General features: G+C 59.3%; 12 protein-coding genes. 5 read left to right on the forward strand and 7 right to left on the reverse strand.

Going from position 1 to position 15,164, the window contains the following annotated elements; genetic code table 11:
• Together B3X29_RS21085 and B3X29_RS21090 are read left to right on the forward strand one after the other, a co-directional pair.
• Positions 1–548 (forward strand): methyl-accepting chemotaxis protein (locus B3X29_RS21085; protein WP_290567388.1); only part of this gene is annotated, 548 nt, incomplete at its 5' end.
• A gap of 164 nt (positions 549–712) precedes the next feature.
• Positions 713–1,165, forward strand: coding sequence for an energy transducer TonB (locus B3X29_RS21090; RefSeq protein ID WP_159339373.1), 453 nt, complete (start codon positions 713–715; stop codon positions 1,163–1,165).
• A 49-nt stretch (positions 1,166–1,214) separates the two neighbouring features.
• On the opposite strand, the gene B3X29_RS21095 is transcribed toward B3X29_RS21090, so the two are convergent.
• The 6 genes from B3X29_RS21095 to B3X29_RS21120 form a co-directional block, all read right to left on the reverse strand.
• Positions 1,215–3,593 carry a glucose/quinate/shikimate family membrane-bound PQQ-dependent dehydrogenase gene (locus B3X29_RS21095; RefSeq protein WP_159339372.1) on the reverse strand — a complete coding sequence of 793 codons (2,379 nt, stop codon included), beginning with the start codon at positions 3,591–3,593 and terminating at the stop codon, positions 1,215–1,217.
• Between the two features lie 281 nt (positions 3,594–3,874).
• Positions 3,875–4,798 carry a LysR substrate-binding domain-containing protein gene (locus B3X29_RS21100; RefSeq protein WP_103179742.1) on the reverse strand — a complete coding sequence of 308 codons (924 nt, stop codon included), beginning with the start codon at positions 4,796–4,798 and terminating at the stop codon, positions 3,875–3,877.
• Positions 4,799–5,005: 207 nt separating this feature from the next.
• A complete protein-coding gene (locus tag B3X29_RS21105; protein WP_328797669.1) occupies positions 5,006–5,881 on the reverse strand; it encodes a 4Fe-4S binding protein in 876 nt (291 codons plus the stop codon).
• A complete protein-coding gene (locus tag B3X29_RS21110) occupies positions 5,881–6,714 on the reverse strand; it encodes a dimethyl sulfoxide reductase anchor subunit family protein (protein ID WP_103179740.1) in 834 nt (277 codons plus the stop codon). Before B3X29_RS21110 ends, B3X29_RS21105 begins: the two co-directional genes overlap by 1 nt.
• Positions 6,707–7,339 carry a DMSO/selenate family reductase complex B subunit gene (locus B3X29_RS21115; RefSeq protein WP_103179739.1) on the reverse strand — a complete coding sequence of 211 codons (633 nt, stop codon included), beginning with the start codon at positions 7,337–7,339 and terminating at the stop codon, positions 6,707–6,709. The genes B3X29_RS21110 and B3X29_RS21115 overlap by 8 nt, the downstream gene beginning before the upstream one ends.
• A complete protein-coding gene (locus B3X29_RS21120; protein ID WP_159339370.1) occupies positions 7,323–9,722 on the reverse strand; it encodes a DMSO/selenate family reductase complex A subunit in 2,400 nt (799 codons plus the stop codon). The genes B3X29_RS21115 and B3X29_RS21120 overlap by 17 nt, the downstream gene beginning before the upstream one ends.
• Before the next feature lie 435 nt (positions 9,723–10,157).
• On the opposite strand from B3X29_RS21120, the gene hglS reads away from it, so the two are divergent.
• Together hglS and B3X29_RS21130 are read left to right on the forward strand one after the other, a co-directional pair.
• Positions 10,158–11,501, forward strand: a complete 1,344-nt coding sequence (gene hglS / locus B3X29_RS21125) for a 2-oxoadipate dioxygenase/decarboxylase HglS (protein ID WP_159339369.1) — start codon at positions 10,158–10,160, stop codon at positions 11,499–11,501.
• Positions 11,502–11,543: 42 nt separating this feature from the next.
• Positions 11,544–13,052 (forward strand): carboxylesterase/lipase family protein, encoded by a 1,509-nt coding sequence (locus tag B3X29_RS21130; protein ID WP_103179736.1) that lies wholly within the window; start codon positions 11,544–11,546, stop codon positions 13,050–13,052.
• Here B3X29_RS21130 and B3X29_RS21135 read toward each other — a convergent pair.
• Positions 13,039–13,881 carry a LysR family transcriptional regulator gene (locus B3X29_RS21135; RefSeq protein WP_156654574.1) on the reverse strand — a complete coding sequence of 281 codons (843 nt, stop codon included), beginning with the start codon at positions 13,879–13,881 and terminating at the stop codon, positions 13,039–13,041. The genes B3X29_RS21130 and B3X29_RS21135 overlap by 14 nt on opposite strands.
• Positions 13,882–13,991: 110 nt before the next feature.
• Here B3X29_RS21135 and B3X29_RS21140 point away from each other — a divergent pair, with 110 nt between their 5' ends.
• Positions 13,992–15,161 carry a pyridoxal phosphate-dependent aminotransferase gene (locus tag B3X29_RS21140; RefSeq protein ID WP_156654573.1) on the forward strand — a complete coding sequence of 390 codons (1,170 nt, stop codon included), beginning with the start codon at positions 13,992–13,994 and terminating at the stop codon, positions 15,159–15,161.
• Positions 15,162–15,164: the final 3 nt, after the last annotated feature.

A 15,164-nucleotide genomic window follows, 5' to 3' on the forward strand; every position in this document is an offset into this window, starting at 1 on the left:
GCATCGCCTTCCAGACCAACATCCTGGCGCTGAACGCCGCGGTGGAAGCCGCCCGTGCCGGTGAGCAAGGGCGCGGGTTTGCGGTGGTCGCCAGCGAAGTCCGCACCCTGGCCAGCCGCAGCGCCAACGCTGCGAAAGAGATTGAAGGGCTAATCAGCGAGTCGGTTTCGCTCATCGATCAGGGCTCCGGGGAAGTGGTTGCCGCAGGTAACACCATGAGCGAAATCGTGGAAGCGGTTAAACGCGTCACCGATATCATGCTGGAGATTGCCGCCGCTTCCGACGAGCAGAGCCGGGGCATTGAGCAGGTCAGCCAGGCGATCTCGGAGATGGATAAAGTGACCCAGCAGAACGCCTCGCTGGTGGAAGAAGCCTCCGCCGCGGCGGCCTCGCTGGAAGATCAGGCTGCCCGTCTGACCGAAGCGGTAGGCGCCTTCCGCTTGCAGGGTATGGGCCAGGCCCGCAGCAGCAGTAAAGCGGCGCCTGTCGCGCCAGCCGCACCGCTGCGTCCGGCGGTTGCCGATGGGGATAACTGGGAAACCTTCTGATCCCCAGCCGCATCCTGCCGGGTGGCGCTGCGCTTACCCGGCCTACAAAACCGTAGGCCCGTGCAAGCGAAGCGCCGCCGGGCAAAAAAGGGTTCATGTTTCGACATGAACCCTTTTTTTATTCCCCGCTATGATGGATGTAAGGGCTAAAGAGGAACAGGACGATGAAACGATTTACGCAGGTGGTTTGCACAGCGTGGTTACTGGCCGGGTGTGCCTCCGGCGGCAGCGTGGGGGTGGGCGGCATCGGGATCGGCGGCGGCGGGGGGAGCAGCGGAGTGGGGGTCGGGTTATCTTTCCCGGTGGGCGGCAGCACATCGACCGTCGATAACGGGCAGGCGGACTGCGACGGCGACGTATACCGGGTGCAGCCGCGCTATCCTGAGCAGGCCGCGGCGCAGAACTACTCCGGCAGGGTGACGGTTTCGTTTAACGTCAAGCTCAATGGCCGCGCGACGGATTACCGGGCCGCAGGGGATAAACCTTTCTTTGATGAGACAAAACGCGCCGTCTTACGCAGCTGCTGGCCAGCAGGCGTCCATCAGAACCTGGTGGTCAGTTACCAGAACGGCAAGACGGCAACCTGGATCGAAAATTCTCTCTCCGCTAAGCCGTAGAAATAAAAAAGCCGGCCACAAAGGTAGCCGGCTCGACGGTTAAAGGCGATTACTGCTTATCAGGCAGCGCATAGGCGATGATGTAATCTCCACGATCCGGAGACTGACGCGCGCCACCCGCATTGATGATGATGTACTGCTTGCCGGTTTTCGGCGACACGTAGGTCATCGGCCCGGACTGGCTGCCCACCGGCAGGCGGTCTTTCCAGATCTCTTTCCCGTTGGCGGTATCGAACGCGCGCAGGTAGAAATCCTGCGTACCGGCGAAGAACAGCAGGCCAGACTGGGTGGAGAGCGACGCGCCCAGCGTCGGCATGCCAATCGGGATTGGCATGTGCATGCGGATGCCCAGCGGACCGGTATCTTCCACAGTACCTACCGGCACCTGCCACACCAGCTTGCCGGACTTCAGATCCACGGCAGACAGGGTGCCGAACGGCGGTTTCTGGCACGGAATACCCAGCGGCGACAGGAAGCGTTCGCGCATCGCACCGAACGGTGTCCCGTCCATCGGCACAATCCCCATCTCAATCCCGCTGGCATTTTTGGCTACGTTGGCGCGCGGCACCATGTAGTTCGCCAGCCCCAGGCGCATGTCGTTCACGAACATCAGGCTGTTGTTCGGGTCAACCGAGACGCTGCCCCAGTTCATGCCGCCGAGCGAGCCCGGGAACTGCAGGGAGCGATCGAGACCCGGCGGGGTAAAGACGCCCTGGTGGCGCATCTCTTTAAACTGGATGCGGCAGAGCAGCAGGTCAACCGGCGTAGCGCCCCACATATCCGATTCGGTCAGGGTCTGGTTGCCAATCATCGGCATGCCGACGGAGTATGGCTGGGTCGGGGAGTAACGCTCGCCTTCAACATTTCCGGCAGGCACCGGACGCTCTTCCACCTTCGCCACCGGCTGGCCGGTTTCGCGGTTGAGCATAAAGATCATGCCCTGCTTGCTGGTCTGCACCAGCACTGGCGTGGAGCCGCCTTTACCATCCGGCAGATCGTACAGCAGCGGCTGCGACGGCAGGTCGAAGTCCCAGAGATCGTGGTGGGTGGTCTGGAAATGCCAGCGTACCTGACCGGTTGTGGCATCCACTGCCACAATGGAGGAGCTGTATTTATCATCCAGTTCGGTACGCTGACCGGCCCAGAAGTCCGGGGTGGCGTTACCGGTCGGAAGGTAGATCAGGTTCAGCTTCGCGTCATAGGACATGGCTGACCAGACGTTCGGCGTCCCGCGGGTATAGGTCTGGCCTTCCGGTGGCAGGCCGGTGATGTTCGGGTTACCCGGATCCCAGGCCCAGGCCAGCTTGCCGCTGTGCACATCATAGGCACGCACCACGCCCGGCGGCTCATCGGTGGAGAAGTTATCCGCCACGCGGCCACCTACCACCACGACGTTGCCCGCCACCAGCGGGGTGGAGGTTTGCTGATAGTAGCCAGGCTTCACTTCACCCATACCGACGCTGAGATCGACCACGCCATGCTCGCCGAAGTCCTCACACAGCTTGCCGGTATCGGCGTTGATGGCGATAAGACGGGCATCGGTGGTCGGCAGGAACAGACGACGCGGACAGGCGGCAGGCTGGGTTTCAGCCTGTGACGTTGTCACATTTGCACTCTCTTCAAAATAGCCCAGACCACGGCAGCGCTGCCAGTTTGGCGCGGTGGCTTTGGAATCATAGCGCCACTTCTCTTTGCCGGAGTCGACATCCAGCGCCAGCACCTTGCTGTAGGGCGTACAGACGTAGAGCGTATCGCCAATCTGCAGCGGAGTGTTCTGATCTTCCGCCCCGGAGCCGTTGCTCTGGGGAATGTCGCCGGTGTGGGCAACCCAGGCTACTTTCAGATCGCTCACGTTCTGCTTGTTAATCTGATCCAGGGCGGCAAAGCGGTCGCCGTGGGTGGTGTTACCCCAGTGCGCCCAGTTTTTCTGCTGCTGCCCCGCGGCCACCGGTTTTACCGGTACGGGTTCGTTAGCGGCAACCAGGGTCTGCGGTTTAAACATCCAGCCAAGGCTCACCAGCATCAACACCGCCAGCACGGCGGCAACGCCGAACGCCGGGGTTTTATTGACCGGACGATCTGCGCCGCGCAGGAACGGCCAGACAAGGGCGGCCAGGAACGCCAGCACCGCAAAAGTGAACAGGCGTGAGAAGAGCGGCCAGAAATCCCAGCCTGCGTCGCTTACGGCCCAGATCAGCGAGGCGATAAACGCCACCGCGTAAAGGAGAATACCGCTGGTGCGCCCGCGTGCGATCAGGAATGCGGCGATCAGCATCACCACGCCCATGATCAGGAAGTACCAGCTTCCCCCTACGGTGGCGAGCTTAAAGCCCAGCCCACCGACGGCCAGCCCGATGATCGCCATCAGACCAACCAGTAGCCACTGCAGGAACCGGGGGAACCCACGTAGCGAATTACCTATAGCCATTTCTGTCTCCTGAAATAATCGCCTCTTCTCTGGCCAGGGTAGATTCAAACCTGAACCAAATGGGTAACAGAAGAGAAGATCCTTAATGAAAATGTCGGGCATGACGCCATTGTGGCGCCTGAGAGATCACCGCTGTGTTATTAAAATGAACCATTTGGTGAAATCGGCGGGTATGATAAATCTGTTAAATTGTTTAGTGCAATTGTTAATGAATGATTTCGCATTATTTGAGTAATGGAAACAAAAAGCCCGTCATCACGACGGGCTGGAGAGGGGTGAGATTAGACTGGCATCGATTTACGTATCGCGCTCAGCAGCGTCTGGGTGGCGGCGGAGAGCGGGGCGTCCACGCGGGTTAATACCCCAATCGGTTCGCCTGGACCGGGCGTTGTCACCGGCAACGCCACCAGCGTGCCCTGACGCAGATCCTCTTTCACTGCCCCGGACGGGACAAACCAGACATAGTCATAATCGACCGTCAGCTGACGCGACAGCGAGGCCGAGAGGGTTTCAATGCAGCCTGGTGGCAGTTTGCATCCCTGGGTTTGCAGCAAGGTTTCGGCATTCTGGCGCGGCACGGTGCCTTTCGGCGACACCACCACCGGCCACTCCATCACCCGGCTGAGGGTCACGGTATCGTTGAGGATGGGATGGCGCGGACGGACCACCAGCTTCAGGGACTCCAGGAAGAGCAGCTCATAGTTCAGGCCGCTCATCAGCTCCGGGTCCGACATTCTGCCGATCCCCAGATCCAGCTCGCCCGACTTCAGGCCCGCCAGCAGCATGGTGTTATTCATGGTGGCGACCTGCAAGGTGATGTTGCGCTGCTGCTTGTGGAACTGGCCGATGACCGCCGGCAAAATGCCCAGCGCCGCGGTGGGCAGGGCACCAATGCGCACGACATCGGGCACCACATCGTTACGCCGCGTCAGCGACTGGCCCGCGGTATTCAGGGCATCCAGGACTTTGACGGCATGAGTCAGGAACTGCTCGCCCATGAGCGTCAGTTGCGCGCCCAGGCGCCCGCGTTCGAACAGCCGCGTGCCGGTGAGCTGCTCCAGCTCGTTCAGCGTTTTTGAAAGCGCAGGCTGGCTCAGATTAAGGGTTTCAGCCGCGCGCCCAAGCGTACCCTGCTGAGCGACGGCCACAAAAGTATGAAGATGGCGCAGACGAATGCGCTGAGAAAACAAGCCATTTTTTTCCATAAGCGATGTTAAAAACAGAGCCTTCAGCGTGACAAGAAAAGTTATTTAATTTTGATAACTTGATAGCAAAATATCATTAACATTTCATCAGTTTTAGTAAAGCATCGAATAAAATCTGTCGCTTACATGCGCTATCAGGGGAGACCTGGTGAGAAGATGTAGGGGGAGAGAGCCATTTTGCATAACAAAATGGCAACATTAAAGGGGTTACGCTTCCCGCATTGCGAAAGCGTGGCGCTGGCAGATATGACAGCGATCCGCCTCAGGGGAGAAGGTGTAGAAGGTGTGATGGCAGCTACGACAGGTTTTTACCGCAAACGGATAGCGTTGTGGCGTTGCGGCCTGTAGCTGGTGCTCAATGCGGATCGCAGCGGAAAAACAGACCGCGGTACAACTGTTACAGCCCGTACAGCGGGCAGGGTCCCACGCCAGCGCCGTCTCAGTTATTTGAAGCGCATTTTCAGGGCAGGCTCTGGCGCAGGCGCCGCAGGCCATACACAGGGACAACGACAAGGAGAACTGATACTCGCTGAAGGACGATAATAACGCTCTGCGGGCGCGGCGACCGGCGCTGACCCGGCCTGACTGGACGTTCTCCTCGGGGATGTGCAGCCAGTGACGACGTAGCGGGTTAACGGCGCGGGGCGTCGGCGGAAAAATCTGCCACTCCGGCTCCCGGAGCTGCCGCAGGGTGAGGTTTAATTCGGCGACGACCCGGACCCACACCGGATGATCGGCGCTCTCCAGCGCCACGCCCCGGATGGCGTACTGGAAATGCCACATCAATAATTCATCGGCGGTTATGCAGGCTGAAAACGGCGCGACTAAGCGATCGGCCTGATAGTTCCTGAGCGTGGGAGTCAGATTTTCCGGGGCGTCGGTGGGACACGGAAAGAGGCAGTTACCGCAGCGCAGACAGCTTGCGTCATCGATCGTCTGCCCGGCGGCGGAAAGGGTAATAGCCGCCACCGGGCACGCGTCTGCGCAGGCGCGGCAGGGGTGGCGAGGGAAGGTGCGGCGCAAACAAGAAGCCCCCACGCCGGGGGGCGCAGGGGGCTTAGCGTTAAGGCGAAAAATAGCCATCAGTGAATGTTAAAGAAAACAAAGCGGAACGCGATCTCCGCCAGCACCAGCAGCACGCCACCGGCCAGAAGCCCGGTTCTGCGGTTGCGCCAGCCGCTTACGGCAAACAGTACCGCTCCGACGACAGAGGCGACCCAGCAGACCAGGCGCAGCCCTTCAAGCCGGGCAAATGCCTCCAGCGGCTGATGAGGCAGGGTCACCACGCTCTTCAGCGGCGCGTTGGCCAGATAATCCATGTATGCCGGCTGCGCCAGCAGGCGGATCGCGACAATGCCCACCACGCACACCACCGCCAGGCGTAACAGGGTATTGCGCGTCTGCATTACCGGCCCGGTGTTGAGGATCGGCAGCCAGGCCATCCCCACCGCGCCGAGGATGCCCACCGCACCATAGAACATCAGCCAGGTGTTGAAGTGCATCCAGGTGATGATAGAGCTGTTGGCGTAAATGGCGCTCATGCACCAGACGTCAATCAGCCCCAGCAGCGCCGCAACGGGCAACAGGACGCTGACCAGTCGCTTTTTCACCAGCAGGATCAGCGTACACAGCCCCAGCACAGCCAGATAGAAGCTGGCAAAGACGATTTCACGGCTTAACCACGAGCTGGCGACGTGGCGCAGCGCGTTAAAGGCGTTCAGCGGATAGCCCAGGTGCAGGGTGGAGGCGATTAACCCCAGGCCACCCATCACGCAGGCTGTCAGCAACACCGGCAGCAGCTGGCGCGTTGCCTGCGGGAGCGGTTTTGCCGCACCCGCGCTGAGCGTGAGGAACAGCGTGATGCCAACGGAACCCTGTACCAGAAGGGTAAATATCAGTAACGGCAACTCATGCATGCGGTTGCTCCTCTTTCTCAGCGCCCTGGTGTGGCTTGATCACCAGGTTAGGATGCGTGATGGATGAATCCGGCAGTCCCTGCACATCACAGACGCTGCCGTAGCGGGCGCGCAGTTCGTCAATCGGGCCGAACTTGATGGCACCCAGCGGACAGGTAGCGACGCAGATCGGCTGTTCTCCTTTGGCCTGCAGATCGACGCAAAAATCGCATTTGGACATCTGGCCCGTCTCTTCATTCATCTGCGGCGCGCCATAAGGACACGACCAGGCGCAGTAGCCGCAGCCCACACATTTGCGGGTATCAACCCGCACGATGCCGTCGCCGGGCCGCTTGTGCATGGCCGTTGTCGGGCAGTTTTTAGTGCAGATCGGATCTGCGCAGTGGTTGCAGGAGATCGACAGGGTATAGGCGAAGACGTTCTGCGCCATGCCGCCCTGTCCGGTTGGGATAAACCCGCCGCCTTTCACCTCGTAAACGCGGCGGAAGCGACGGCCCACCTCGAGATTATGTTTATCCTTGCAGGCCACCTGGCAGGCTTTACAGCCTGAGCAGCGGGACGAGTCGATAAAGAACCCCAGCTGTTTATCGCTGACGGGTGGAAAATCATTAAACTGCTGCGTCATACTTTGCGACCTCCACAAGCATGGTTTGATGAGCATTACCTTTAGCAAGCGGAGTGATACGCGCCGAGCTAAGAACGTTTGGACAACCGCCGAGATCGACGCCGTTAGCGTCCGGTAGCCACCAGGCGCCAGCCTGCATGGCGACGACCCCAGGCATGATCCGGACGGTCACTTCTGCCGGCACCTGGCAGATGCCGCGCTGGTTATGAATACGGACCGTGTCACCCTGGCGAATGCCGCGTTTTTCCGCATCCAGCGGGTTGATCCACAGCTTCTGAACCTGCACCTCCTGCAGCCACGGGTTGGCGTACTGGGTGGAGTTAGCGCGGTTTTTGCCCTTCCAGGTGATGAGCTGCAGCGGGAACTGTTTCGTCAGCTCATCTTCAGGGCCTTCCTGGGCTGGAACGTAGTGCGACAGGGCAGGGATGTCCGGGTTATGCATGTCATAGAGCCGCTTTGAGAAGATCTCAATTTTGCCCGATGGTGTCGGGAACGGGTTATTCTCCGGGTCGCGGATGTTCGCTTCGAAGGCGATAAGCGGTTTGCTTTTGAACAGATGCTGACGCTGTTGCTGTAACTCGCTAAAGGTAGGCAGATGTTCATCTGGCATGGAGAGGCGCGTCTGCTCCCAGATGTGCTCAATCCACTCTTTCTCGCTGCGGCCTTCGCTGAACTGCGCTTCGATACCCAGCTTCGCCGCCACTTCCCGCTGCCAGTCATAGTCAGAGCGACGTTCGAACTCAGGCTCAACGATCTTTTCGGACAGAATCAGATAGCTGCCGGTACCCCAGCTTTCGCCAATGTTCCAGCGCTCCATAAAGCTGGTTTCCGGCAGCAGGAGATCCGCATAGCGGGCGCTGGGCGTCAGGTAGAGATCGCTTGCGACAATAAACTCAATTTTGGATTCATCTTCCAGGACTTTCACCGCCTGATGAATATCCGGGTTCTGGTTGGCGAGATAGTTGCCCGCCAGCGAGAACAGGAGCCGGATATTGCTCTTCAGCTGCGTTGCCCCCGTCAGGCCATCTTCCGGCGTCACCTTGCTGGCATCATCGGCGGCCTGCACCCAGTTCATGATCGAGATTTTTTCTTTCACCGGGTTGTCCGGCATCTCCGGGCCGGTGGCAAACTTACGGTTGCCGATGCCGCCGTAGCCCGCTGCCCAGCCGCCTTTTACGCCGACGTTACCGGTGATGGTCGCCAGCAGCGTGGAGCCACGGGCGGTGCGCTCGCCGCAGATATGGCGCTGCGGCCCCCATCCCTGGATCAGCGCCGCGGGTTTGGTGGTGGCGTAGTCGCGGGCGAGCTGGCGAATGGTCTGGGCCGGGACGTGGGTGATTTTTTCTGCCCATTCCGGCGTTTTCACCACACCATCTTTTTTGCCCATCAGATAGGCTACCAGCGACTCGTTAGCGGGCACCCCTTCCGGCATGTTCTCCTCATCAAAGCCCAGGGTATAGCGATCGATAAAGGCTTTATCGTGCAGGTTTTCGCTGACGATGACGTACATCATCGCATCCATCAACGCGTTATCGGTTGACGGTAAAAGCGGAACCCACTCATCGGCCAGCGACGACACGGTATCGGAGTAGCGCGGGTCGACGACAATAAAGCGGGTGCCGTTCTGCTTCATCTGCTGAAAATAGTGGTTGGTATGGCCGAAAATGGTTTCCGTCGGGTTATGCCCCCAGAGGATCACCAGGCGGGTATCCTGCAACGTATCAAGGGAATTGCCGGTAGCGACCGTACCGTAGGTATAAGGTGTGGCGGCGGCGGTATTGCCCATACTGACGGAGTGGTAATATTCCAGATGCCCGCCGGTCAGGTTCAATAAACGGCGCATCATTTTATCGCCGGAAAAAGTGCCGCCGCTGACTGCGGTATTATTGTGCACGAAGCGGGATTCAGGACCATATTTCTTCGTAATGCGGGTAATATTATCCGCGATCAGGGTTGTCGCCTCATCCCAGGATATGCGTTCAAATTTACCTTCGCCACGCTTACCTACCCGTTTCATGGGATATTTCAGACGATCGGGATGATAAACAAATTTACGATAGCTACGACCGCGCACACAGGCTCGCATCACCGGCATATCGGGATCGAGTGCGGCATCCGGCCGGGTCGTAATTTGGGTCACTACGCCATCGGCAATATGCGCACGAATATCGCATTTACCGCCGCAGTCAAAGGTACTGCAGGTTTGCACCACCCGTGCGGCAGGCGTCGTACCCACCGCAGGGGCCTCTGCGCCAGGGGTAGAGGCGCTTGCACGCCCGGAGGTCAAAAAAGGCAAGGCGATGGCGGCGGAACCCGCCTTCAGGAAACTTCTGCGCGACACCCCGGACGGGAAGGCATCTTCATTGTTTTCAGGTACAGACATATTATTCCCTCATAAAAAATGTCATTATTTTCCCTGATGCTTTAAAAGAGGTGGTTGATATTTATCAAAGAGGGTCATTAACCAGATTTAACGGCGGAAAATTCACACTGTTGCGATAATAATTATCATTTATTCATAGTGCGGAAAATGAGCGAATAATTTTGCTATGGGGTTAATGACAGCGGGAATTTCAATAAATAATCAGAATAATAAAAGTTAAAATATGTACAGTGCTGCCACTATTAATAATGCAGGATATAAATGTTTGTTAGCGGATATTTTCGTTTCACTTCAGATCGGGGCTTTAATCCTTCTTTAACAGCGAAGCATGAAAAACAGGCAGCCAACCACTCAGATCACAATTCGTAAATTCTTCCAAACAGCAGCAACGGCCTTCTCTACACTCCAGGTAATATTCACTGGAGGCATGACATCATGGCGAACACCATCACGGCTGATGATATTCGGGAAAACTTTTCGCAGGCTATGTCGGCGATGTACCAGCAGGAAGTTCCGCAGTACGGCACTTTGCTGGAGCTGGTAGCGGATGTGAATCTGGCGGTACTGGAAAATAACCCGAAGCTGCACGAACAACTGGCCAACGCGGATGAACTCGCCCGTCTCAACCTCGAACGCCACGGGGCGATCCGTGTTGGTACGGCCCTGGAGCTGGCGACCCTGCGACGTATGTTCGCCATTATGGGGATGTTCCCGGTCAGCTATTACGATCTCTCCCAGGCCGGGGTGCCGGTCCACTCGACCGCCTTTCGCCCGGTAGACGATGCCGCGCTGTGCCGTAACCCGTTTCGTATCTTTACCTCGCTGCTGCGCCTGGAACTGATCGACAACGTGGCCCTGCGCGAAAAAGCGGCAGAGATCCTCGCCCGGCGTAACATCTTTACTCCCCGCTGCCTGGCGCTGATTGACCTGCACGAGGCGGAAGGAGCGTTCACCCCGGCGCAGGCCGACGAGTTTGTTCAGGAGGCGCTGGAAACCTTCCGCTGGCATCGTCACGCCACGGTCGATCATGAGACATACCTGGCGCTGCACAACGAACACCGGCTGATTGCCGACGTGGTCTGCTTCCCGGGCTGCCATATCAACCACCTGACGCCGCGCACGCTGGATATCGACCGGGTGCAGGCGTTAATGCCGGAATATGGCATCGAGCCGAAGATGCTCATCGAGGGGCCGCCGCGCAGGGAGACGCCGCTTCTGCTGCGTCAGACCAGCTTTAAGGCGCTGGAGGAGCCGGTACTGTTTGCCGGAGAAGAGCGCGGAACCCATACCGCGCGTTTTGGCGAAATTGAACAGCGCGGCGTGGCGTTAACCCCGAAAGGGCGCGAGCTCTATGACCGCCTGCTGGCGGAGGCCGGGACCGGCAAGGATAATCTGACCCACCAGCTGCATCTGCAGGAGGTTTTCCAGGCCTTTCCCGACAGCGATATCTTCCTGCGTCGCCAGGGACTGGCGTGGTTCCGCTACCGCCTGACCCCGGCAGGAGAGGCGCACCGCCACGCCTTTGGACCCGGTGACGATCCGCAGCCGCTCATCGAGCGCGGCTGGGTGGTCGCCCAGCCCATCACCTATGAAGATTTCCTGCCGGTGAGTGCCGCCGGGATCTTCCAGTCCAACCTTGGTAACGAAACCCAGGCCCGCACCCGCGGCAATGCCAGCCGTGATGCCTTTGAAGAGGCGCTGGGCTGCCCGGTGCTGGACGAGTTCACCCTCTATCAGGAGGCGGAAGAGCGCAGCAAGCGACGTTGCGGTTTGCTTTAAAAACGGTACTCTGCGGGGATGTGATAGCAACTGAAGGTCGATATGGAAAACGTCTCTTCCCCGATAGTGACCACGTGCCAGGGCGATATCTGCGGCATAACCGATGGCGATGTACAGGTCTGGCGCGCCATTCCCTATGCCGCGCCGCCGGTGGGCACATTACGCTGGCGTTCGCCGCAGCCGGTGGCAAGCTGGCAGGGCGTGCGCCAGGCCACCACCTTTTCGCCCTCAAGCTGGCAAAGCAGCGAGTACTGCCAGCAGTTGGGTGGGGGCGATCCGGGCCGTTTCTCGGAGGATTGCCTCTATCTGAACGTCTGGTCGCCGATGGAACGTGCCGCGCCGCTGCCGGTAATGGTCTGGCTGCACGGCGGCGGCTTTACCATTGGCGCAGGCGGGCTGCCACCCTACGATGGTAAAGCGCTGGCCCAGCGCGGGGTCGTGGTGGTGACGCTCAACTACCGGCTCGGCCACCTGGGCTTTTTTGCCCATCCGGCGCTGGCGGGAGAAGAGGAGCGGGTGGTACACAATTTTGCCCTGCTCGATCAGATAGCGGCCCTGGAGTGGGTGCGCGACAACATTGCTGCCTTTGGCGGTGATCCGGCGAACATCACCCTGTTTGGTGAATCTGCCGGGGCGCGGAGCGTGCTGTCATTGCTCGCCTCGCCGCTGGCAAAGGGGCTGTTTCATAAGGCGATAATCCAGAGCGGCTACACCCTGCCGGACACGCCCCGGGAGCAGGCGCTTAAAAAAGGCGAGGCGTTGGCGGCCCATTTTGGGCTGGAAAACGCCACCGCAGAGCAGTTGCGGGCGATCCCACCTGAGGCTTTCTGGCCGCTGACGGCACCGCACAACATAGCCCCCGCGCCGATCCATGGGGATTGTGTGTTGCCGGAGCCGATGCTGGAGGTCTTTTTTGCCGCCCGCCACCATCCGGTGCCGATCATGGTCGGTTCCAACAGCGATGAAGCGAGCGTGATGGCGGTGTTTGGCATCGATCTCGCCGGACAGATCCAGAAGCTGCGCCGGGAGCGGCGGCTGGGACTGGGGCTGATCAAGCTGCTCTATCCCGGCGTCAAAGACGATACCGAACTGGGGCGTCAGGTATGCCGCGATATGGCCTTCACCACCCTGGGGTTTGTCGTGATGCAGGCCCAGCAGCGGGTAGGGGAGCCGTGCTGGCGCTACTGGTTCGATTATGTAGCCGAAGCCGAACATGCCACTTACATCAACGGGGCCTGGCATGGCAACGAGGTGCCGTATGTGTTTGATACGCTTACCCTCGCCGAGCCTGCCCGACAGTATGTTAATGCCAACGACCTGGCCTTTGCCGCCCAGGTTGCCGACTACTGGGTCAACTTTGCCCGCCATGCCAGCCGGGAGTGCGACACGCTGAATGGCCCGACGCGCTGGCCTGCCTGTCACCGCAGGCGGGACGTTTTGCTACGTATCGGAGTGAATAAACATGCGGGATTTAAGCTTGAAAACCGATTTATGCGCGCCCGCATGGTGCTGTTTAAACGGGTGATGAAACACCACGTCAGCCTGGATTAAGCAGACACGCGCGAAAGGCGGCCAGCCCCGCCGCTTTGCCGCGCGACTCCCGCAGCACCAGCCGGTAGCTGGCGCCGGTTCTTACGCTGCTGGCATAGGGCCGCACCAGCCGCCCGGCGCGGATATCCTCCGCCACCAGCGTCTCGTCGGCAATGGCGACGCCCAGCCCCTGAATAGCGGCAGTGATCGCCAGATCCATGGTGTCGAAGTGTTGATTTTTGTGCATGGCAGGCGGCTGTACGGCCTGTTTCTCCAGCCACAGCGACCAGTCGGTTTTATCCCGCGTCGGGTGCAGGTAGGTAAGCGACTCCACCGCTGTGCCCTGGCGCAGGGGACTTAATACCGGTGTTAATGCCTCTTCAAACAGCAGATCGCCCGCGCTCAGATGGGTGCCAAAGACAATGGCGGCATCATAGGATTCGGTTTTGAAGTTGACGCTGTGTTCATTGGTGGTGGTCAGGGCAATCTGCAATTCAGGCTGCTCGCGCTCCACCTGCAACAGCCGCGGTACCAGCCAGCGCATGGCGCAGGTGGGCACCTTCAGGCGCACCACGGTTTGTTGCGCCCGGGCCTGGTCCGCCACCGTGAGAAAGTGTTCATACGACGCGCGCAAATCCGGCAGCAGGGCGCTGCCCTGAGAGGAGAGACGCAGCCCGCGGGCGTGGCGCTCAAACAGCGGAAAACCAAACCAGCTTTCCAGCGCGGCGATCTTACGGCTCACCGCCCCCTGGGTCAGGCAGAGCTCTTTTGCCGCATGGGTCAGATTCAGATGTCGGGCGGTAACAATAAACGCCTCAACGGCAGTGAGCGGGAATGCGCGATGCGACACAGAACCTCCAGGTATGATTTTTTATCATGGCTATTATGACAACAATTCGATTGTCGCCACAATAGCGTTCAGGTTGAATAGTTATGCACTATTCACCAGAGGAAATTCCGATGACGCTGCGTACTCCGATACAACCCCGATCCAAACTGCCGGACGTTGGCACCACGATTTTTACCGTTATCGGTCAGCTCTCCGCTGAACACAATGCCATCAACCTTTCTCAGGGGGCGCCGAATTTCGACTGCGATCCCGCGCTGGTGGCAGGTGTCCACCGCGCCATGCAGGCGGGCCACAACCAGTACGCGTCCATGACCGGGCTGGCGTCGCTGAAGGAACGCATCGCCGATAAGATCGCCTCCCTCTACGGTACGCAGTACGATCCTGCCAGCGAAGTGTTAGTTACCGCCAGCGCCAGCGAAGGGCTCTATTCGGCCATCAGCGGGCTGGTGCATGCTGGTGATGAGGTGATCTACTTTGAGCCGTCGTTCGACAGCTACGCGCCGATTGTCCGTCTGCAGGGCGCCACGCCGGTAGCCATCAAGCTGACGGTGCCGGATTTTGCCGTTAACTGGGATGAAGTGCGCGCCGCTATTACCTCGCGCACCCGGATGATTATTGTCAACACGCCGCATAACCCGAGCGGGCAGGTCTTCTCGGCGGAGGATCTGGCGCAGCTTGCGGCGATCACCCGCAACACCGATATCATTATTCTCTCTGACGAAGTGTACGAGCACGTGGTGTTTGACGACGTGCCGCATCACGGCATGGCTACCCATCCGGGGCTGGCGGAGCGCAGCGTGATCGTCTCGTCGTTTGGCAAAACCTACCACGTCACCGGCTGGCGCGTCGGCTACTGTGTCGCCCCGGCGCCGTTGATGGATGAGATCTGCAAAATCCATCAGTTTTTGATGTTCTCTGCCGATACCCCTATGCAGTATGCGTTTGCTGAACATATGGCCGATCCGCAAACCTGGCTGTCGCTGGCTGCGTTCTACCAGCGCAAACGCGATCTGCTGGTCAACCTGCTGGCCGACTCACCGTTCCGCCTGCTGCCGAGCGCAGGCTCCTTCTTCCTGCTGGCGGATTACCGCCACTTCAGCGATGAACGCGACAGCGAGATGGTGAAACGGCTGATTGTTGATTACGGTGTTGCCACGATCCCGCTCTCGGCGTTCTATACCGACGGGACAGATAACAAATTAATCCGTCTCTCTTTTGCCAAAGATGAGGCGACATTACGGGCAGGTGCGCAGGCCCTGTGTCGGGTAAAACCACGCTAAGGA

The organism is Leclercia sp. UBA5076 (assembly GCF_002416465.1).
Lineage (GTDB): Bacteria > Pseudomonadota > Gammaproteobacteria > Enterobacterales > Enterobacteriaceae > Enterobacter.

What these genes read in the sequence shown, in the direction of transcription:
- B3X29_RS21090 (WP_159339373.1), top strand. Translation starts at nt 713, where the DNA reads ATGAAACGATTTACGCAGGTGGTTTGCACAGCGTGGTTACTGGCCGGG.
- B3X29_RS21095 (WP_159339372.1), bottom strand. Translation starts at nt 3,593, where the DNA reads ATGGCTATAGGTAATTCGCTACGTGGGTTCCCCCGGTTCCTGCAGTGG.
- B3X29_RS21100 (WP_103179742.1), bottom strand. Translation starts at nt 4,798, where the DNA reads ATGGAAAAAAATGGCTTGTTTTCTCAGCGCATTCGTCTGCGCCATCTT.
- B3X29_RS21105 (WP_328797669.1), bottom strand. Translation starts at nt 5,881, where the DNA reads ATGGCTATTTTTCGCCTTAACGCTAAGCCCCCTGCGCCCCCCGGCGTG.
- B3X29_RS21110 (WP_103179740.1), bottom strand. Translation starts at nt 6,714, where the DNA reads ATGCATGAGTTGCCGTTACTGATATTTACCCTTCTGGTACAGGGTTCC.
- B3X29_RS21115 (WP_103179739.1), bottom strand. Translation starts at nt 7,339, where the DNA reads ATGACGCAGCAGTTTAATGATTTTCCACCCGTCAGCGATAAACAGCTG.
- B3X29_RS21120 (WP_159339370.1), bottom strand. Translation starts at nt 9,722, where the DNA reads ATGTCTGTACCTGAAAACAATGAAGATGCCTTCCCGTCCGGGGTGTCG.
- hglS (WP_159339369.1), top strand. Translation starts at nt 10,158, where the DNA reads ATGGCGAACACCATCACGGCTGATGATATTCGGGAAAACTTTTCGCAG.
- B3X29_RS21130 (WP_103179736.1), top strand. Translation starts at nt 11,544, where the DNA reads ATGGAAAACGTCTCTTCCCCGATAGTGACCACGTGCCAGGGCGATATC.
- B3X29_RS21140 (WP_156654573.1), top strand. Translation starts at nt 13,992, where the DNA reads ATGACGCTGCGTACTCCGATACAACCCCGATCCAAACTGCCGGACGTT.